21 protein-coding genes are annotated in these 20,159 nt (G+C 47.2%); 9 read left to right on the top strand and 12 right to left on the bottom strand.

Translation table 11 applies throughout. The features are described from left to right. Positions 1-31 precede the first annotated feature (31 nt). The gene (locus tag C7R93_RS09020) at positions 32-1,876 is read left to right on the top strand and encodes a hybrid sensor histidine kinase/response regulator transcription factor (RefSeq protein WP_106838514.1); all 1,845 of its coding nucleotides are present in this window, start codon (positions 32-34) and stop codon (positions 1,874-1,876) included. Between the two features lie 63 nt (positions 1,877-1,939). Then, a complete protein-coding gene (locus C7R93_RS09015; RefSeq protein ID WP_106838513.1) occupies positions 1,940-2,281 on the top strand; it encodes a zinc ribbon domain-containing protein YjdM in 342 nt (113 codons plus the stop codon). A 145-nt stretch (positions 2,282-2,426) separates the two neighbouring features. On the opposite strand, the gene C7R93_RS09010 is transcribed toward C7R93_RS09015, so the two are convergent. The 11 genes from C7R93_RS09010 to C7R93_RS08960 all read right to left on the bottom strand — a co-directional run bounded on the left by C7R93_RS09010 (position 2,427) and on the right by C7R93_RS08960 (position 10,871). Further along, complete coding sequence (locus tag C7R93_RS09010) at positions 2,427-4,298, bottom strand: glycosyltransferase (RefSeq protein WP_106838512.1); 1,872 nt, start codon at positions 4,296-4,298, stop codon at positions 2,427-2,429. A gap of 26 nt (positions 4,299-4,324) precedes the next feature. Next, positions 4,325-5,248: an MBL fold metallo-hydrolase gene (locus tag C7R93_RS09005; RefSeq protein WP_106838511.1), complete on the bottom strand. Its 924-nt coding sequence runs from the start codon at positions 5,246-5,248 to the stop codon at positions 4,325-4,327. A gap of 28 nt (positions 5,249-5,276) precedes the next feature. Then, positions 5,277-6,050 carry a hypothetical protein gene (locus C7R93_RS09000; RefSeq protein ID WP_106838510.1) on the bottom strand — a complete coding sequence of 258 codons (774 nt, stop codon included), beginning with the start codon at positions 6,048-6,050 and terminating at the stop codon, positions 5,277-5,279. Between the two features lie 35 nt (positions 6,051-6,085). Then, a complete protein-coding gene (locus C7R93_RS08995; RefSeq protein ID WP_106838509.1) occupies positions 6,086-6,451 on the bottom strand; it encodes an alpha-helical endospore appendage domain-containing protein in 366 nt (121 codons plus the stop codon). A gap of 57 nt (positions 6,452-6,508) precedes the next feature. Continuing rightward, on the bottom strand, positions 6,509-6,850 hold the full coding sequence (locus C7R93_RS08990; RefSeq protein WP_106838508.1) for an alpha-helical endospore appendage domain-containing protein: 342 nt from the start codon (positions 6,848-6,850) through the stop codon (positions 6,509-6,511). Positions 6,851-7,071: 221 nt separating this feature from the next. Next, on the bottom strand, positions 7,072-7,404 hold the full coding sequence (locus tag C7R93_RS08985; RefSeq protein ID WP_106838507.1) for an alpha-helical endospore appendage domain-containing protein: 333 nt from the start codon (positions 7,402-7,404) through the stop codon (positions 7,072-7,074). 243 nt (positions 7,405-7,647) lie between these two features. Next, a complete protein-coding gene (locus C7R93_RS08980) occupies positions 7,648-7,971 on the bottom strand; it encodes an alpha-helical endospore appendage domain-containing protein (RefSeq protein WP_106838506.1) in 324 nt (107 codons plus the stop codon). 188 nt (positions 7,972-8,159) lie between these two features. Continuing rightward, positions 8,160-8,468 (bottom strand): alpha-helical endospore appendage domain-containing protein, encoded by a 309-nt coding sequence (locus tag C7R93_RS08975; protein WP_106838505.1) that lies wholly within the window; start codon positions 8,466-8,468, stop codon positions 8,160-8,162. A gap of 144 nt (positions 8,469-8,612) precedes the next feature. Next, entirely contained in the window at positions 8,613-9,308 is a 696-nt protein-coding gene (locus C7R93_RS08970; RefSeq protein WP_106838504.1) for a class I SAM-dependent methyltransferase, read from the bottom strand. A gap of 2 nt (positions 9,309-9,310) precedes the next feature. Continuing rightward, the gene (locus C7R93_RS08965; protein WP_106838503.1) at positions 9,311-10,012 is read right to left on the bottom strand and encodes a glycosyltransferase family 2 protein; all 702 of its coding nucleotides are present in this window, start codon (positions 10,010-10,012) and stop codon (positions 9,311-9,313) included. After that, positions 9,969-10,871 (bottom strand): class I SAM-dependent methyltransferase, encoded by a 903-nt coding sequence (locus C7R93_RS08960; protein WP_106838502.1) that lies wholly within the window; start codon positions 10,869-10,871, stop codon positions 9,969-9,971. The genes C7R93_RS08965 and C7R93_RS08960 overlap by 44 nt, the downstream gene beginning before the upstream one ends. 172 nt (positions 10,872-11,043) lie before the next feature. On the opposite strand from C7R93_RS08960, the gene C7R93_RS08955 reads away from it, so the two are divergent. The 4 genes from C7R93_RS08955 to C7R93_RS08940 all read left to right on the top strand — a co-directional run bounded on the left by C7R93_RS08955 (position 11,044) and on the right by C7R93_RS08940 (position 15,457). Next, positions 11,044-12,192: a glycosyltransferase gene (locus C7R93_RS08955; RefSeq protein WP_106838501.1), complete on the top strand. Its 1,149-nt coding sequence runs from the start codon at positions 11,044-11,046 to the stop codon at positions 12,190-12,192. Positions 12,193-12,406: 214 nt separating this feature from the next. Further along, complete coding sequence (locus C7R93_RS08950) at positions 12,407-13,375, top strand: ABC transporter substrate-binding protein (RefSeq protein ID WP_106838500.1); 969 nt, start codon at positions 12,407-12,409, stop codon at positions 13,373-13,375. 91 nt (positions 13,376-13,466) lie between these two features. Next, positions 13,467-14,477 (top strand): FecCD family ABC transporter permease, encoded by a 1,011-nt coding sequence (locus C7R93_RS08945; protein ID WP_106838499.1) that lies wholly within the window; start codon positions 13,467-13,469, stop codon positions 14,475-14,477. Further along, positions 14,474-15,457 carry a FecCD family ABC transporter permease gene (locus C7R93_RS08940; RefSeq protein ID WP_106838498.1) on the top strand — a complete coding sequence of 328 codons (984 nt, stop codon included), beginning with the start codon at positions 14,474-14,476 and terminating at the stop codon, positions 15,455-15,457. The genes C7R93_RS08945 and C7R93_RS08940 overlap by 4 nt, the downstream gene beginning before the upstream one ends. Before the next feature lie 50 nt (positions 15,458-15,507). On the opposite strand, the gene C7R93_RS08935 is transcribed toward C7R93_RS08940, so the two are convergent. Continuing rightward, positions 15,508-16,053 (bottom strand): GbsR/MarR family transcriptional regulator, encoded by a 546-nt coding sequence (locus C7R93_RS08935; RefSeq protein ID WP_106838497.1) that lies wholly within the window; start codon positions 16,051-16,053, stop codon positions 15,508-15,510. Positions 16,054-16,296: 243 nt separating this feature from the next. Between C7R93_RS08935 and C7R93_RS08930 the strand changes: the two genes are divergently transcribed. The 3 genes from C7R93_RS08930 to C7R93_RS08920 are packed head-to-tail and all read left to right on the top strand — an operon-like array spanning position 16,297 to position 20,159. Then, positions 16,297-17,391, top strand: coding sequence for a putative 2-aminoethylphosphonate ABC transporter substrate-binding protein (locus C7R93_RS08930; protein WP_106838496.1), 1,095 nt, complete (start codon positions 16,297-16,299; stop codon positions 17,389-17,391). 20 nt (positions 17,392-17,411) lie between these two features. Further along, on the top strand, positions 17,412-18,443 hold the full coding sequence (locus tag C7R93_RS08925; protein ID WP_106838495.1) for an ABC transporter ATP-binding protein: 1,032 nt from the start codon (positions 17,412-17,414) through the stop codon (positions 18,441-18,443). Positions 18,444-18,458: 15 nt separating this feature from the next. Next, entirely contained in the window at positions 18,459-20,159 is a 1,701-nt protein-coding gene (locus tag C7R93_RS08920) for a putative 2-aminoethylphosphonate ABC transporter permease subunit (RefSeq protein WP_106838494.1), read from the top strand.

The following is a 20,159-nucleotide window of genomic DNA, read 5'->3' as shown; positions in this document are numbered from 1 at the left end:
GTCGTCATCTGATAATATAATGGGGAAAAGTTTGGGTGTAGATGAGGTGTGCCAATTGCTTGCATTTGTTAAACGATGGTTATGGGTCGACTGGATGATCTTCACGATCCACTTTATGTGGGGGGTGACGATTATTCTCGGCCTTGTCCGCTATCAAGATCAATTGCCTTATCCACTCGTGATTGCATTGATCGTTTCGTTCTTGGCGCTTGTCGTCCCCAGTTGTTTGCGTCGATACTCGCGTAACCTATATTTGTTCGCTGAGATTATTTTGAGTGGAAGCTTGTGCATTGCCTTGAACTTCTATTTTGAAGGAGTAAGATGGCAATTTGTCCCCATCGCTTTTCTCATCGGATATCACAGTGTGGAACGATCTTATCGCTGGACGGGACCATTAGCGATATTGGCGATCCCGCTTCTTGTGGGCGAGGCAATTGGGTTTGATTTCGAGCCTATAGTCGTAAGCGATCTAATTGTGTACCATTTCGCGGCATATGCGCTTGGTTTTGCTTTTCAATTGCTTAGCCGTATGCACAAGCAAGGCCTGATTATTCAACACCAGAACCACATATTGGAGCAATACGCTTCTCAGGTGGAGGAAATTACGCTGCTGGAAGAACGGAACAAAATGTCCAGAGAGCTGCATGACACGATCGGACACACGATGACATCGCTTATTATGGGTATGGAGATGCTTCGGTCTAAAATACCAGATGCGGAGGCTAGTCGGCTGGACATGCTTTTGCAGATGGCCCGACAAGGCTTGGATGAGTCCAGAGGGATTTTCCACAAGTGGGCTCATAATGGCTATGAATCTGCTACGACGATGGAGTCCGCCTTCGTTGAATTGATCGGGCAATTTCAGGTGGCTACAGGGGTGTCCGTCAAGCTGCGTATGTACGGTACTGAGTATGCGTTGAGCCGTTCCGTAAAGCTGACTTTGTACCGCTGCTTGCAAGAAACATTGACCAATGCTGTGCGCCACGGAAAAGCATCACAAATTCAAGTGGGGCTTTACTTTGAACAAGCCCAGATCCGGTTGCAGGTCGAAGATAATGGGGAAGGAAATGGGACGATCGAATTCGGATTTGGTTTGCAATCGATGAAGGAAAGGCTTGAAGCACTTCAGGGAGGATTATCGATCCATTGTATGAACGAAGGAGGCGTGACGGTCATTTGTTGTCTACCAGCTATGCAGGCTGTACCAAGTGCAGGCATACGCATCCTGATCGTCGATGATCAGTCCTTTGTGAGGGAAAGCTTGCAACTCGTGTTACATAATCAGCAAGATTTGCAGGTGGTCGGGGTCGCAGAGAACGGCTTGGAGGCACTCGACATCATTCCAAAAGAAAAGCCCGACGTCGTACTTTTGGACGTTCAAATGCCTGTCATGGACGGGGCGAAGACTCTACAAGCGATACGTGAGCGGTGGCCGGGTATGCGTGTCATTATGCTGACGACCTTCGAAGAAACAGCCCTTGCGACTGAAACGCTAGGGAGAGGCGCGAATGGCTACTTGTTAAAATCAGTTAGTCCGGTCGAGCTCGTAGAGGCGATACGAGTTGTTCATCAGGGTGAAGCGTTGATTAACCATAAGATTGCTGATGTCCTTTTCAAAGAAATGCGCTTGCAGCAAGAAGAGCTGAATGGACTTCGCAAAAAGCAAGGACGCGAGTGTCCCTACGGGTTGACGGAACGGGAAAGAGGCATACTGGCCTCGTTAGTAGAGGGGCTTCGTATGAAAACAATCGCGGAGAAAATCTTTCTTTCGGAAGGAACGGTACGCAATTGCACCACAGTGATTTATGCAAAACTGGGTGTAAAGAATCGCGAAGAGGCCGTTAAAAAAGCACGGGACGAAGGGCTTACTGGGTAGGTGGCCAGGTTTTCAGGCTAGTTATGATAGAATGGACAGTATCGAATGGAGGTTATATCAAAGATGAGTCAATTGCCAAATTGCCCAAAATGTAATTCGGAATACACGTACGAAGATGGAAGCTCCTTGATTTGCCCGGAATGCAGCCATGAGTGGACGCTCCAAGCAGGCAACGATAATGGTGAAGATAATAAAGTCATCAAAGATGCAAATGGAAATGTCCTTAACGACGGCGACACAGTAACGGTCATTAAAGACCTCAAGGTAAAAGGAACTTCATTAGTTGTAAAAATAGGAACAAAAGTAAAAAACATTCGCCTGATTGATGGGGACCATGATATTGATTGTAAAATCGATGGTTTTGGCGCGATGAAATTGAAATCGGAATTTGTGAAAAAGGTGTAATGGACGAGAAAAAGCTGACTGCATGTGAGAGTGCAGTCAGCTTTTTTCGTAAGCGCCGTGCTCATCAAAAAATAGACCACCATTGCTTCTGGCATGTATACATTCACCCACAGGGTGGGTAACTTTTTCATGATCACGAGGGAAGTCAGGTCAGAGACTCAAAATACCTTTTGTTGTAGAGGATGCTGTGGTGGGTTGGGTTGTATGAGTAGGCAATATCATTGTGGTGACGTGATTTCTCGTTGTCACCCATTTGAGAATAGCATAAGCAGAGTTGAAGATGAGGTAGCCACGTCCAGGAAACGTGGTCGATGTGTGCGAGCTTTTCAGCAGGTCGCTCCACTTTTGTGGCGAGATCATACCAAAAAATGGCGACCAGCCAATTTTTATCTTCGACGTGAAAGGCTCCGATCTGGCAGCACGCTTCCGCCCGTGGACGATCGTAGCTGAACGTACGATATAGCGATGACAAAACATTTTGTCTCTCGTATAGATGAGAATAGCAATTCGCCAACTTCAAGCAAGCGTTAATGTTGTCTTCTACCCAGCCTTGTTGGGTGTTCAGGAACTTCGTGTAAAAAGTAATGGCCTCTTCATGATACTGATTGTCGCGCAATTCATTCGCATAATAGTACAAGTCCCGTGGAGAGAAGTCTTCCCCTTTGGCATCCCGGCGTCGATAGATTTGCAGATTGCGGTCCGTGTATTCCTTCTGCTTGTTATGCGTGATGGATATATCACTGTTGATGACGTTTCCGCTCACTTCCAAATACTCATGGACGGGTCCGATCCAGCGAAAACGACGGTCGCGTTTTACGAGGCGATTGCGGCGAATACTGTATGACACATTCCCATTGCTGTCCACAGAAAGGTTGTAGTTCATCGTGACACTATCGATGCTGTAATTCAACGCAAGCTTCAACTCGCGGAAGAGCTGACGGTCTTTCTCCAGAAGGATATCGTCTGCATCCAGCCACAAAATATAGGGGCATGTTGCCTTGCTGAACGCGTAGTTTCGTGCAGCTGAAAAATCATCAATCCACTCAAAATCATAAAGGGTGCAGCCATAGTTGGACGCAATTTCTTTCGTCCGGTCTGTTGAACCCGTGTCGACGATAATGATTTCATCGACGAGGTCTGCAACGGTGGAGAGGCAACGCTCCAGAGCGTCTTCTTCATTTTTGACGATCATGCATAAACTGATTGAAATTTGATTCGCTTTCCCCGCAGTCATGCCATTTTTTTTGCGATACTGGTTCACTCCTGCCAGATCCGACTGACGGTAGATGTGGTACCCAGGAAGGTGCGTATCCACATGCAAAGAAAAGCCCATAGCTACAGCCCGAACGCAAAAATGCCGATCTTCTCCCCAGAACGACAAGTTAGCTATTCGTTTAAAGCTGACGCCTGCCTCCAAGACCTTTCGATGGATTAACGTGCATGCACCGAGGCCTCCTACCTCATACACACCCGGTTTGCGCAGCATCTCTAAAAAGTTTTGGTTCTCCGCTGATTCGGACGCGCCTTCGCGTGTCAGCGTGTATTGATCCATCAGCCAAACTTGAGGAAGCTCAATCGAATCAGGCTGCCAACGCGTCCAGTAAATGTTGGAGATAATATCTTTATTGGCTTGAAGCAATTGTTGCAGGGTGTGAGGATGTAAAACGAGATCGGAATCGATCAAAAACAAGTAATCGAAACCTTCCTTGAGCGCATAGGAGATAATCGTATCTTTCATTTGCGCTACTTTCCAAATATTTCGTTCCGTCCAATAATGGGTCATTTCATTTCGGACATACGTGTCATCGTCTGTGTTTTTGAGGATGACTGTTCGTTTGTTCGCCTTCTCGAACTCAGCCAAGTGTGTACGGGATAGTGGGTCTTTGTTATCGTCAATGAACATGTAATGAACCAGTTCGTTTTTGGTAGTCAGCTCCGTGAGGGATTGAAGGAATTCCTCCAGAATGATCGGGAATTGTTGAATGGGACTACCGATCAAAATACGTTTTTTATCCATGGTACACCCCCATATATACCCTTTGTTCAAATGGTTGCCGCAGATTTACTGAATAGCAGTAGACCATTGTCCACTTTTGCGACAATTCGTTTCTCTTGCAGTAGCTCTTTTACATAAGAGCGGATGATCGAAGTAGTCAAACCGTAGCGGTGCAAGTCATCTTCAAACTTATACTTTTTCATGACTTGTTGGACTAATTGTTCGAGAGTGCTTGGCTGCTCATGAATCAATGCTTCAAGAAAAGCAGAGGTGTCTTTCATAAGGGTGAGATGCTTGTTAATTAAACTGGTTACTGTCTTAAAGGCTCCACCGTGGTAAAGCACATAAGCGTTCAATTTCATCATCGAGAGCTTCTTGAAGCTTTTTCTGGCAGCCCTCAGATCGTTAAAAAAAAGTAGATCCTGCTTGTTCAATGTTTTGGGACCAAACAAGGCATCTCCGCAGTAAAGGACATGATCAGGGGTAACAAAGCCGACCATTCCCGGCGAATGTCCAGGTAAGGAGACGATTTTGAATGGGATGGTATGGACGTGAAAAATACCATCGGCGGATGGAAGATAATCCGTTACAAGTGCATCTGCATTCTCTTTGTTTTGATCAGGCTTCGTATCAGACTCTCCACCTGCCTCGAAAACCAAAGGCTCAAGATGCGGATTTTCAATGAGAAAGGATGCCAAATGTGTCGCATAGATGCGAAGGTTGGGGAACCTCTTTTTCAAATAGAGATTGCCACCGTGGTTAACAGCGTGACCATGTGTATGAACAACAGCAAGGATTTGATACCCTCGATCACTGATTCTCGTGCATACTTTCTCGATGACAGCGGCATTTGGGCCGCTATCAATGCAAACAGCGGTTTTGCTGGACCTATCCAAATAGACCCCGATCCCGTATTTACCGGAGACCACATAACTATTGCCGGCCACTTCGATCAATTCCAAACGATCCATATCCCTTACTCCTTCATTAGATTCAGGTTCATATGTGGATGACCTTGGTGACATTGCCGATACGTACCTTTACGGAGTTCGGTACATAGGGAGGCCGTGCAGGTGCAGACACTCGCTTCGCGAGCATTTTTTTCTTGCCACGTACTTTTTCCACGTTCGCTACAGGCTTGGAACGCACGGATTTGTTTCTGTTTTTATCGGGAGTAGGGATGGACGCAGCTTGTGCTAATAATGGGGGCTTTTGACGTAGTGATTTCTGGTTGTTGGCTGTATCAATGCGTGCGTTGTTTGCGAGCAATGGAGGGGTTGGGGAAGGCATAGGTGGAACGTCAGCGGCTTTCGTTTGCTCACCCAGCTCTAATTGCATCGGCTCTTCGCAGGGGGAAGCCTCTCCCGGTTCCATAGACTTTGCTTGATGATGGGAATAGTCTTCTATCAAGTAAAAAGCTTGTAATTGCCGCAAATGATCTTCAATGAATGTTGCGATTTGTTTATGTGGGAACCTCCATGTCTTTACCAATTCCGATAACTGGGCAATCGAAGCAAGGACATGTGTGTATGTTTCGCTTGTGGGATGGAGAGGGTTACGCGATTCAAAAAGGAAGCTGTGAGCAATCTGCTTATTATGTAGTTGAGTATGCAGTCTGACGAGCAGATTGATCATCGTTGATATTTGGTAGCCAAACAGCATAAGCTCGTAATCTTTGGCATGATGAAAGCGGGCTTCCAATCCTTTGACCAATTGGACGATGGAATAGGTCAGCTTTAGAACGGTTTGGTCATCGATACCTCTGTTCTTCATGGCAATTGACCTCGAATTCCTGAAATGAACAATCGTTAATAGTCGATGGTGATGTCATCCAATTCATCCCCGAAATTGGATTCTTCCAGCTCAAAATTTGATTTAAGCGCCACAGGGTACATGTGAATGGCTGCATCCAGCTTTTTTAACAAAAGCCACTCAGTCATCAGCACCGAATCCAGAATCGAAATGACTGTACGATTAAAGGTGATGATCTCATCATTGGAGGGGCTGTTGGGGAAGTCCAGATTTTTGCCAACGAAAGCAAGGGCTTTGTCAGCCTCAGCATTTAGCAATCTGGACAAGGCTTCTTCCTCTAGGGCAATCGATTGCAGCAAATGACTCAAAGCTTCTTCTCGCGTAGGCACATCATATGATGGAACTTTATCTTGTAAGGTCATCATCATCCCTCTTCAATAAAATTAGGATCTCATGAAAAGCAGTGTGAGTAGTGAGGGTTATTCTTTGAAGCAAGGAAGGTCGGGTATGTCAGGTAAGTCATCGTGATGATGATCATGCCTCTGCTCCAGCTTAATAATGTCCTCCAGCTTGAATTGCAAGAGCATCTCTGTCTTGATGACATTGCGCAGCATTCGTTCAACACTATTGTTTAGGGCAAGCGCATCATTGAGCGAGAGGGATTGCTCCTTCACGATTTTTTGGATCTTTTGCCCCTCTGCATTAATAATGTGAGAAAGTCCGATTTCCTCCAGCGCAATGGAGGTGAGAAGCAGATTTAATACTTCGTTGCGTTTCAATATGATTTCCGGTGTTATATTGGGGACCGTGGGCATTGACATCGTTATCTACATCCTTTGTTTGTATGATTTTGTATACAAAATAAGACTTGCCCGAGATAGAAGGCGATCTGCTTCCCATTATTTGCACAGAACGCCTTCAGACAAGTTTCTTACAACGTACTAAAAACGATAGGATCGTCATAGGATCGCGTAATTGATAGTGAATAAATGGAAACTTCCTCGCAGTACATGTTATGTAACCGCGATCTTAATATGACAACTTAATCGTATTCATTCGATAAGGAAGTAGAGGTGCTCGGGATAATGCTAAACACATTTTCTAGCTTGAAATGCAAGAGCATCTCTTTTTTGATGACATCTTGCAGCGTTCTGCGAACACTGTTGTTAACGGCAAGAATGTCAGAGATGGTGGGGACGACCTCAGGCGTAACCCCCAATGTACCTACCACAAACTGGAGGTTTTCTGCCTCTGCATTCATAATATGCACCAAAGCCAATTCTTCCAGAGCAATGGAAGTCAGCAGTAAAGATACCGATTGCTCAATCGTAACGGAAATCGTTGGGGTAATGTTAGGGATGGTAGGTTGAGACATGAGATCACCTCTTTGAAGGAATGGATAACTATTTTACTCAGTTAAGTCTATCGCTTACTTCTAAACCGTGAGCGCTAGCTATTCCCCCCTTTGTTTTAACTACGGTAAGTGTATGCATAGGTGTGTGTCCCACTGAACTGTTTATTTGTACACATGCGTAAGGAAGCGGGGAAAAGGAAAAGCCCGGATCGATAGACCCGGACCAGTGGTATATGGTGATAGTTTCCGTACGAAGGAGGCCTATTAAGGCGAAGGAATCTGTGGAAGAAGATTATCCACGATATTTTCCAATTTGAATTGCAGAAGCATTTCTTTTTTGATGGCATCCTGTATGGTTTGGCGGACACTGTCATTGACGAGGAGGAGGTCAGAGAGGGAAGGTGCGGGTGTGAGCGCTAAGCCGCCCCCAAGAGTACCTATCGTATATTCGAGTTTTTCAGCCTCTGCGTTCAAAATATGAGTCAAAGCCAGTTCTTCTAAAGCGATAGAAGCTAGCAAGAGGGCAACGGTTTGATCGATCGTAATGGATATAGCCGGTGTAATATTTGGAATGGATGCTTGGGACATAATCATCACCTCATGGATTCAGTTGATTAGCCGACGTACCCTTTTTTTGTCATTGTCGAAATTAAGGTATGCAGGTGAGCCTACCGAGGTGCATGTGTGAACGGGGGAACAGCGAATGGTCCGAGGTGTGCGACCTGGACCATGTGTGGGAAACCGATATCATGATTCTATGTAATGAAACAAGCTGATTAGCTAGGAGTAATCAGATTATCAATGATGTTCTCCAGCTTGAATTGGAGAAGTATTTCTTTTTTGATGACATCCTGTATCGTTTGACGAACACTTGAATTGACGAGCAGGATGTCGGAGAGTGTAGGGGCTGGTTCGAGCCCTGGAGCAAGGGTACCTAAAACAAATTGGAGTTTTTCAGCCTCGGCGTTCAGAATGTGAGCCAAAGCCAGTTCCTCTAAAGCGATGGATGCAAGCAAGAGCGAAGTGGTTTGGCCAAGCGTAATGGAGATAACAGGCGTAATATTAGGGATCGATGCTTGGGACATGATCATCACCTCATGAATTTATTAATCAAACGTTTCTTGTATCCTGTTACATAACTGCGTATGTATCCACTCTTTTAAACTTTCTCGAGAGTAGGATATGCACAGGTGCCTATGGAGGTGTTTGTCTGAATGGGTAGCCGCCCATTAATTTTTGGTGCCCTGGAGCCTTACCAATACCCAGCGACGATTTCCAGCAATCTCTCGAAAAAGTTCCTCGTAATGATAGATTTTTCCGAGATGGGCTAGAAAGGGATAGTGATCAAAATCATCTATGAGAATAAGCGCATCTGGTTTGAGAGTGTCAACAAATAGTGGATAGGCAAGAGAGCGGCCGTTGCCATGCGGACCGTCCACAACCATGACATCTACTGATTGAACGGAAAGCGATAGTTGATCCAAATCCGCGTAAAATGTATTTTGAATGGAAAAATGATCAAATTGATTCTCGGGAACATGCTGTCCGATGGCAGGCCATAAGCTCCTGCTCTCTGCTGGATTGTCGAAGATCTGGTTCCATTCTTCTTCGGATAGTTGCTTCAAAGAGCTGGTCACGAGGGCGACATGCGATTCATCCCCCAGACTCTCCTTGATTTTCTTTGCACGAATCGGATGATGCTCCACAATGGTTGCTTGAACTGGGAGTAGCTCAAGCTCACCAAGCGATTTCCAAAACAGAGCAGAGTCACCTCCACCCAACTGAAGCACCTGACACTCCTCATTTTCTTTTTGGATATGACGGCATACATGTACGAGGGCTTGTTTGCTCAACGTGAGAGAGCTGTATCGCCAGTGATTGCAATTGGATTGCTGTAAGGCCTTTTCGATATCACGAATAATCATCTTCATTCCACCCATTCCATCAGATTGGGATGTTGATCCAAGATCGATTCATATTGTTCCTTCCAGCCATATCTGGCGTCGGGGTCGAGGAGCTGATATCGGTTGTATTTGCTCTGCCTGTCTTCTGGCCGAGCCCAGCCGAAATGCTTCACGCGTGATGGATGGCACAGGTAAGGGAACTGGTTGATCGAGAGCGGGAATCTGCCGCAATGCTGAGGGGTTTCCTTCCATATATAAGGAAAGTCAGGGCGGTACTTGATCATAAAAGGACGGTAGTAATGATGGGCATTCCAATACACATCTTCGCGATAATGCGTCTCGCTCCACATATCGTACAAACGAAAGTAGACCGCCTCGTATGTCTGTTGTTCCAAAATCTCAGAAACATTCGAGGGGAAGGAGCTATCCATGATTTCATCGGCGTCCAGATTCAAAATCCATCCCGGATCAGTCTGTATCGTTTCTTGCCATTGTTGTTTGCGCAAGGTGACCTCGTTGGAAAACTGAGAGGTAGCGTTTTGAACTAGATGAAGAGGAATGCCCTTGAGAACCTCTCTACAGAGATCCACGGTATGATCGATACTGCCATCGTCGATGATGACTGCTGCGTCAATAAAGTCTTTATATGCTTCCAACGCTCGTCTCAAATAGCGATTGCCTTCATTTTTCACAATCATGGAAAGAGTCAGCTTGGCTCTGGTCATCTATGTGCTGCACCTCCTGCGCTTGTCGTGTTGCAATGCAGAAGATTTCATGGCCTTGGAAGGTCGACTGGAGGTTCACGGCTAGCTTCATGATGTCCTTGACCAGTAAAGGTGTTTGAGTGGTTTGGCGCAGATGGTTTTCCAAGCGGTTCGTTTCTTCTCGAGAAAAGATGGAGAGAACCTCCCAGCCACCTTGATGAAGCAGTGAGATCAGATTGTCGCGGGAGTAATGAAAGAGGTGGTCATTCTCGGTATACAGCGGAGAATATACCCCAAACAGTTTATTGGTGAACGAGTTTTTGTTCGGCACGCTAAAAATGATTTTTCCTCCTGGTTTAAGAAACCCCTTCAATTCTTCAAGGTATTGCTTCGGGTGCGAAATATGCTCAAAGACGTGACAAAAAACGATGGCATCAAAAGTACCGATGTGTTCTGGGGCGAGCACGGAGGAGTTCCATAACGAATGAACTAGTTGTAATCCATACTGGTCTTGGGCGTATGCGCATGATTGGTGTGAAGGCTCTACCCCAATAACCTCCCACCCAGCCTCACGAGCAAGGAATAACAACTCTCCTGTTCCTGGACCAATTTCGAGCAGCTTTCCTTTTTCCGAAAACCACATATCGAGCAGTAATGTATGGAAGATCGCATGCTCCGTAAATGTATTTTTGGCGTATTGATCCCGAATTGAAACCCAACTCGCATCATAAATGTCTGCAACCAGCTGTGTCACGTTGACTTGATCGAGGTGAGGTTGAAAAATGAGATCACAATCTTTGCACGTAAGGAGCGAAAAGGTAGCGTACTGGTGGAAAAGCGCAACCTGAGAACTGTTGCACAAAGGACATGAATCATGCATGGATACGGTCCCTGCTTTCTATGTGATATTTGCCTACCACTACCTATGCGCTGTTCCAACAAAAGGTTCGAAAACCAAGGAAATGGCGCTATTCTGAAAGGAGCAGTCTGCTCATATAGTAAAGGGGGATATACTACGACCTCAGTTATGTGTGTAAAAGGAGATGAGCAGCATGTCTGAGGCACCGAAAATTTCCTTATGTATGATTGTAAAAAACGAGGAAGAGTGTCTTCACAGGTGCTTGGAAAGTGTAAAAGATCTTGTGGATGAAATGATGATCGTAGACACGGGGAGTACCGACAAGACGGTAGAGATATGCAAGTCATTTGGAGCGGTTGTGCATTCGTATGAGTGGCAGGATAACTTCGCAGAAGCGCGAAACTTTGGACTGGAAAAAGCAACGGGCGACTGGATATTGTGGATGGATGCCGATGAGGAAATGAATAAGGAAGACAGCAAGAAATTGAAAGAGCTGCTTCGCGATCAAGAGGATTCTCTTTTTTATATTCATCTAATAAATTACATTGGAGATGAAATAAATGAAGACGATGCTTTTCATATCGCTCACTCACGTTTATTTCGCAATGGCATCGGTTTTCGCTTCCATTTTCCCATTCATGAAACGCTCAACGTAGAAGAGGCTCTTCCCCATCTGACCAAAGACCTCCACATTCAAATCTTGCCTGTACGGATATACCATTACGGTTACATGAATGAATTTACTGGCAGAAAGAACAAATTCGAGCGCAATATTCAGCTGCTAATGAAGGAATTGGATAAAGAGGACCACTCTCCATGGATTGAGTACCATCTTGCCAGTGAATTCTCCCGTATCCAGGAGCATGAGAAAACGTTCAAGTTCGTAAATCTGTCTATTATCGGGTTTCTCGAAGAACATAGGATGCCTCCCTCGCTTCTTTATAAGCTCAAATACTCTACGTTAATCTCGATTGGCAGTGCGGAGGGAGCGTGGCCAGGGATTGAAAAGGCAATCGAGATATATCCTGACTACGTCGATTTGCATTTGTACAAAGGGATCATTCAGTATTTGAAAAAGGACTACAAGCGAGCATTGATGACGTTCGATCACTGCTTGGAGCTAGGGGAGAGCAACATTCGTCATCTGACCTTGAAGGGATCGGGAAGCTTTCACGCCTGGTATTACAAAGGGCTTTGCTACGAGGGAATGGGCCAAGTGGATGAGGCTGTGGCAGCTTATCAGACGTCGTTGGCGATGGCGGGGAATTATGCGCTTGCCAAGGAGGCATTAGAGAAGCTCGGCCCCATGTCTGAAGTAAGTCATACGCAAAACAACAAATAGCATAGTGGCGAAAAGCCGTTTACGTCGATTGTTCAGGCGTAACGGCTTTTTTGCGTAATGGAGAGGCATGAACAAAATGACGTTAATCACCTTTATTGCGGTAAAAGGTTTAATTAGCACAATGTTTCATTTACGGCAGCGGATTGTTACAATAAAAAACGCATTTCATCGGTAATAATAATCATTATCAATTACATCAAGTGAGGGACAAAAGATGAAGCGAACAAACGGAATGAAACGTCTCGGCTACATGCTTTGGACGCTTGCACTAGCAGGCACGGTATTACTGACTGGGTGCGGCAGCGCAGAGCAAAAACAGCCAGCAGCAGGTCAAGATAGCACGCAAACCGCACAAAAGCGCATCGTGAAACACGAGTTGGGCGAAACGGAAATTACCGGAGACCCGAAAAGAGTCGTCGCGTTGGAGTACTCCTTTGTAGACGGGCTATGGGAGCTGGGAGTGACGCCTGTAGGAATCGCGCAGGAGAAGGATAAGGACGTAGAAGGACTGGTCGGCAAAAAAATCGAGTATACCTCTGTTGGGACACGCCAGCAGCCGAGTCTGGAAGTCATCAGCTCGTTGCAGCCGGATTTGATTATCGGTGATTTGAATCGCCACAAGGACATTTACAAGGATTTGCAAAAAATCGCACCGACGATCATTTTGAAAAGCCGCAACTCGACTTATCAGGAAAACTTGAGCTCGTTTGCAACGATTGGGGAAGCGCTGAACAAGCAAAAAGAAGCAGAACAACGCCTAATCAAGCACAAGGAGATCATCGCAGAGTTTAAGAAGAAGGTGCCGGCTGGGGATTCCCGCAATGTCATGCTAGGTGTATTCCGCGCAGATTCGTTGTCCGCACATGGCGCGAAATCGTTTGATGGCGAATTGCTCGAAATGATTGGAATCAAAAATGCGATTCAAGATGCGGCAGAACCAACGGTAAAAATCAGTCTGGAACAAATGGTTGAGTGGGACCCAGATGTGATTTTCTTGGCAGAAGCAGACGATGCACTGTTGAACGAATGGAAGCAAAATCCGCTCTGGAACAATATCACCGCAGTCAAAAATCAGGAAGTACACAAAGTAAATCGTGACCTCTGGACACGCTATCGCGGACTGAAATCCGCAGAACGCATTGTAGAAGAGGCAGTGAATCTCCTATATAGCAAGGAAAAATAAGAACACATACGATGCAAATTATGGAAAGACCGATCGCTGATCTGGTCTTTTCCGTGTTCCTGCACGTGGTAGTTGATCGAGGTGGCTTGTATTGCAGAAAACAACGACACGACAACGAAAAGGTACCTTTGTCCTCATTGCGATCGGCTTGGCTATCCTTTTGTTCATTGGCTTGTTGCTGAGCTTGTTTACCGGGGTAGCTTCGTTGCAGATTCGATCATTAGTGACACATTGGCTATCGGGTGAATACTCCAAGGAGCTCTTGATTTTCCAGACTATCCGAGTTCCGAGAGCGGTGCTGGGGGCCATCATCGGGGCGAATTTGGCTGTGGCAGGAGCCGTGATGCAAGCCGTTACTCGCAATCCACTGGCATCCCCGCAAGTATTTGGTGTGAATGCGGGGGCTTGTCTGGTGGTCGTACTCGCGATTGTGTGTTTACCAGATATCGGGAAAGCCAATCTCATTTATTTTGCATTTGCTGGAGCGATTCTCGGGGGTCTTACTGTCTTTGGATTTGCAGCTTCCCGCGGGATGACCAATCTCAAGATCGCTTTGGTAGGAATGGCCATTCACCTGCTGCTCACCTCCATTACGAAGGGAATCATCATTTTTAACGAACACATATCGAATGTATTGTACTGGCTGTCCGGCTCTATTAGCGGAGCGGCTTGGACGGATGTGCAATTGATTTTGCCATGGTCTATTGCGGGACTCCTGCTGGCGATCTGGCTGTCCGGTTCTTTGTCTGTATTTCGACTGGGGGAGGAAGTCGCGATGGGGTTGGGACAAAAAATCGCCCGCGTCCGACTACTGTCTTATGTTGTGGTCGTTATTTTGGCAGGTGCCTCTGTTGCGGTCGCCGGAGCTGTCGGATTCGTCGGACTGATGATTCCGCATATCGCAAGGAGGCTCGTGGGAACGGACTATCGGGTCGTTATCCCGGTGTCTGCGCTTGGTGGCGCTGTCTTGGTCACTTATTCTGATGTCCTGGCTCGCTTGATTTCCTATCCGTTTGAGTCTCCAGTAGGTATAGTAACGGCTCTCCTGGGCACCCCGTTCTTTCTGTATTTGGCGAGAAAAAAGGGGAGGGAAATGGTATGACTTCGCGGAAAAACACCCTGCTCCTGATTGGTCTCGGTGCCTTAGTCATCATGGCAGCATTGCTTAGCATGGGGGTCGGTCCAATCTTTATCGGCCCTGATCAAATCATCCGGGTGATCATGGGCGAATCTTCGTCGCTTACTTTTATGATTGAAAACTATCGATTGCCGCGGGCATTGCTCGCGATTCTTGCCGGAGCGGGCTTCGCGATCGCTGGTGTAATTTTGCAAGGAATGATCCGTAATCCGCTGGCATCACCAGATGTCGTAGGTGTAACCAAAGGCGCTGGCTTGTTCGCGGTTGTTGTCATCATTCTGTTTCCGACGGCTACACCGCTTCTTCTCCCGATTGTCGCGTTTTTGGGAGCGCTGGCGGTAGCGATTGCCCTTATCTATTTCGCTCGGAAAAGCGGTGCACAGCCCACTACGTTTGCATTGGTCGGCATGGGAGTAGGGGCGATCTGCCAAGCGTTGACGGAGTTCATCATGGTGAAGTATCCGATGCAAGCCAATGATTCTCTTGTCTGGCTGGCGGGGAGCCTGTGGGGGAAAGGCTGGGATGAGATTTACGCTTTGCTGCCGTGGCTGCTCGTATTCATTCCCATTAGCCTTGCCCTGCACCGAAAGCTGGACATTATCAGTCTGGATGAAGGAAGCTCCACGGGGCTCGGACTGAATGTCGTGCGGACACGCTATGTGCTCTTGCTGCTCGCCGTTGCCTTGGCAGGCGCATGTGTAGCGGCGATTGGCTCGATCGGCTTTGTGGGATTAATTGCGCCGCATATGGCGAGAAAGCTGTTCGGTCATCAGCATCGTTATCTGTTGCCAGGTGCGGCGGTATTGGGAGCGTTGATTCTCGTAATCGCAGATGCATTGGGGAGGGGACTGAATCCTCCGATCGAGATTCCCGCGGGTATTGTGACTGCGGTCATCGGTGTTCCATACTTCTTGTATTTGGTGCGTCAAGAGAAGAAAAAGTAAAAAGAAAAGCCATCTTTTCCCCTAGCTTAGGCGGGAAAGGTGGCTTTTTGCTATTCGGGCTCTTCTTCGAAAAAATCACCTTGTTCCAAGGCATACACAAAATTTTGCAACCATTCGTAATACTTTTTGGCATGTCTGAGCTTGTGCAAATCTTGGAGAGCGAGCTTTCGTTCTTCATCAGAGGTACTTTCCTGAAGAATCAGCTCGGTTAATTCAGGCAGCGCTCGGTCGATGGCACCAGTCATTACATCGACTTCACGCTGTAGCTTGTACGAGAAGAAGTTTTGGAACGCTGTGAAAAAATCCGTTTCCGCGGCATACAGCTCTTTTCGTTCCTGCTTTTCCTCGAGTTTTTTGACCATGCGGGATTCCATTAAGGATCTTACCGCATAGCTCATGTTGCTTTTGCTCATGTTCATCTGTGTTTTCATCTCGTCGAGCGTCATCGGACGATTCTCGAAGAACATGACACCGTATAGCTGACCCGAAGAATGAGTAGCGCCATACAAGTCCATCGTTTCCGCCATGGCTTCGATCATTTGCTTACGGATATGGAGGCGTTTTTCTTCTGGTACAGTTTCCTCGTTCAAAGACATGCGATTATTCACTTCCCTCTCGTGCCACCGTCATCATCATTTCGTTCAATTCTTTTTGTATGATACTTCCATTATAGCAAAAAGTTTTTTAACACAGTGATAAAGCTATCGTCATGAGCATTTACGTAATCTTAATGCTCAATTAACAGTGGTTTCATGGGTGAAACACAATGCGAATGTACAATAATTTTTGAACACAGATGGTTTTTATCCGATACTTTCTTTCAGAAAAGGAGAATCACAGTGAAAATCAAGTGGAATGTGATGGCAGCAACGTTGGTCGTTACGAGTTTGTTGGCAGGCTGCGGAGCACCGAAGACAGAGGGAACGGCATCGAGCAGTAGTCAAACTGGCTCGGAGGCTGCTGCTGTGTCTAACGCTTCTGGAGAAATCAATGTGTACACGGCAATTGAAGACGAACAGATCAAGACGTATCTGACTTCTTTCAAAGAGCAGTATCCGGATATCAAAGTAAACATCGTTCGTGACTCCACTGGCATCATGACAGCCAAGCTGATTGCTGAGAAGGACAACCCGCAGGCTGATGTGATCTGGGGGCTGGCCGCCACTAGCCTCTTGGTGATGGATGATAGGAAAATGCTGGAGTCATATGCTCCGAAAGGCGTAGATCGTGTACTGCCTGAATTCAAGGACAAAGCCAACCCGCCGAAATGGGTCGGCATGGATATATGGGAGACAGCCATTATTGTCAACAAAGCAGAGATGGAAAAACGCAATCTGCCCATCCCGCAATCGTACGAAGATTTGGTCAAGCCAGAATACAAAGGCTTGATTGCGATGCCTCACCCTGCCTCTTCTGGAACAGGCTACTTGACTGTCAACGCCCTGCATCAGTTGTACGGCAAGGACAAGGCTTGGGCTTACATGGACAAGTTGCATGAAAACATAATGGTCTACACGCACTCTGGTTCCAAGCCGGCGAAGATGGCGTCCTCAGGTGAAGCGCCAATTGGTATCTCTTATGGATACAGCGGCATTCATGAACAGAAAAAAGGAGCTCCAGTCGAAGTCGTGTTCCCGAAAGAAGGCTCGGGCTGGGATATGGAAGCGAGCGCGCTCGTAAAGAAAAAGGACATCAAGCCGGAAGCAAAATTGTTCCTCGATTGGGCGATCAGCGATGAGCCGATGAAGGAATACAACAAAAACTACGCGATTTTGAGCATCAAGCAAGAAGGAAGTCAAATTCCGGAAGGCTACAAACAAGATCCTGTATCGCAGCTGACCAAGCTGGACTTGTATCAAGCAGCAAGAGACCGCGAAGGTATTCTGGCAGAGTGGGAGCAGAAGTACGGCTCCAAGGCTGAACCGAAAAAGTAAAAAACAAAGGAGCATTTGTGATGGAGCAAGGCTATTTGTCATTACACAATCTCGCCAAGCGATTTGGGAAGCACACAGCGCTTCAGGACATTCAACTGGACATTGCCAAGAATGAATTCATCTGTCTGCTCGGACCGAGCGGCTGCGGTAAAACAACGTTGTTGCGCATCCTCGCAGGACTGGAAAAAGCGGATCAAGGGAGCGTCGTCATTGCCGGGAAAGACATTACCTCGCTGCCAGCAGGGAATCGGAATTTTGGCATGATGTTTCAATCGTACGCTTTGTTTCCGAATTTGACGGTCAGTGAAAACATTGCTTACGGATTGCGTAATCGCTTCTCCAGGGCACAAATTGCTGATCGGGTAGAGGAAATGCTCCATCTGGTTGAGCTGGGAGAACACCAGAGCAAAGTCCCGGCTCAATTATCAGGAGGACAGCAGCAGCGGGTTGCTCTGGCGAGGGCCTTGGCGTTTTCGCCGGACTGCTTGCTCTTGGATGAGCCATTATCTGCGCTAGACGCCAAGGTTCGTGCCAAACTCAGAAACGAAATTCGCCGGCTCCATCATCAATTCGGGATGACGACGATTATGGTAACGCACGATCAGGAGGAAGCGTTGACGATGGCGGATCGCATCGTGGTTATGAACCAGTCGCGCATCATTCAGGTCGGTACGCCAAAAGAAGTGTACGAGCGTCCCAAAACGCCATTTGTCGCTGATTTTATCGGAGCCATCAGCTTTATCCAGTCGGATAGGCACTCGGAACAGGCTATGCTCGCCATCCGTCCGGAGCATGTTCAACTGCTGCGTGACGGTCATGAAAAAGGCAGACAAGGAATCGTGCGCGAGCTGGAATATCGCGGTACGCATTATCGGATTGTGGCAGAGTTAATCGGTCCACAAGGTACTTTGTTGCAACAGTTTGTCACGATTGATGTCCCGGCACATGCTATGGTGTCTCATCATGTTTGGCCGGATCAAAAAATTGCCTTCACCCTGCCGCCAGAGCATGTCATCCGTTTTGATGATACGGCAGATCTGGCTGTTGGCTAAGGAGCGCACAAGAATATGGACACCTGGTTAAAACGAATACGCCCAGATGCCAACCAATGGAGCCAAAACGCGATCATCGTCAGCATGACCATCGCGTTGTTGTTCGCCATCCTGCTGCCGCTTAGTGAGCTGATGATCAAGGCAGTTACGGATCAGAATGGGAACTTCATCGGGCTCATGCACTTTGCCAATTACTTCTCGACGCCGGCTCTCGTGATGTCATTGTGGAATTCCATCCAGGTGTCGGCGGTCACGACGATGATTGCCGTGACGTTAGGCTTCGGATTTGCTTACGCACTGGAGAGAAGCGCAATCCGAGGCAAATGGTTTTATCGGTCTGTTGCTCTCTTGCCGCTATTTGCACCCTCCATGCTGCACGGCTTGGCGCTGATCTACTTGTTTGGTAATCAAGGGCTGATTTCTACCGGATTTTTCGGGCTGCTGCCGGAATTCCGCATCGAGCTCTACGGGCCCATCGGGATCGTGATGGCGGAAGTACTCTATACGTTTCCGCAGGCGTTTCTGATGCTGTCGGTGGCACTCGCAAGTGCAGATTACCGGATGTATGAAGCGGCAGAGACGCTCGGGGCATCCAAGTGGCGCATATTTTGGACGGTCACGGTACCAGGTACGAGATTTGCGCTGTTTAGTGCCATTTTTGTCTGCTTCGTCTTGACCTTTACCGACTTCGGGGCTCCCAAAGTAGTCGGCGGGCAATACAACGTGCTGGCAACAGACTTGTACAAGCAGGTCATCGGGCAACAGAACATGCAAATGGGTGCGGCCGTTGGGGTGCTGCTGTTGATACCAGCCGTCATTTCTTTTGTGATCGATCGCATCTCCCAGCGCAAACAAAGTGGTTGGTTGAGCGCGAAGTCTACCCCTTACCGAATTGAACGCAACAAACTGCGGGATGGGTTGTTCTACGTGCTTTGCTCCGCCGTATCCGCTGTGATCATCGGAATTATCCTGGTTGCTATCTACGGCTCCCTTGTAAAAGTATGGCCGTACAATCTGTCTCTTTCCTTTGCGCACTACGAAGGCTTTTTGGATGGACAAGGACCGTTTATGACGAGCTTGCTTATCGCGTTTGCTACGGCATTGATTGGCACTGTCGCTACCTTTTTGTTCGCGTATCTCATCGAGAAGTCACGCGGGAATCGTCTATTGCGTCAATCCGCGTATTTTCTGTCCATGCTGCCGCTCGCATTACCAGGACTCGTGCTCGGTTTGATCTACGTGTTCTTTTTCAACAATCCGAATCAGCCACTGCACGGCATTTACGGCACGATTTGGATCGTCATTTTGTGCAACATCGTTCACTTCTACTCGGTTTCTTTTCTGACGATGACGTCTGGTCTGAAGAAGCTGGATAGCGAGTTCGAGGCTGCATCGGAATCGATGAACGTACCATGGTATCGGACATTGCTGCGGGTCACGGTTCCGCTGTCATTGCCGACGATTTTGGAAGTGTTCCTCTACTATTTCATTAACAGCATGGTGACGGTCTCGGCCATTATTTTCTTGTATGCACCGGACTTGAAACCGGCTGCGGTAGCGATTGTGAATAAGGAGGACTCAGGCGATATCGCGCAAGCTGCTGCGATGTCTACGTTAATCATCGTGGCGAATCTGTTAGTACGTACCGCAGTCATGTGGATCTCAGGCAAGATTCAGAGAAGAACGGATACACTTCTCGTGAGAACAAAAGAATAA

Origin of the sequence: Brevibacillus fortis (genome assembly GCF_003013395.1) — a bacterium.
Classification (GTDB): Bacteria; Bacillota; Bacilli; order Brevibacillales; family Brevibacillaceae; genus Brevibacillus; species Brevibacillus fortis.
Note: the sequence above shows the minus strand (reverse complement) of the source record. Positions and strands in the feature narration are given on the sequence as shown.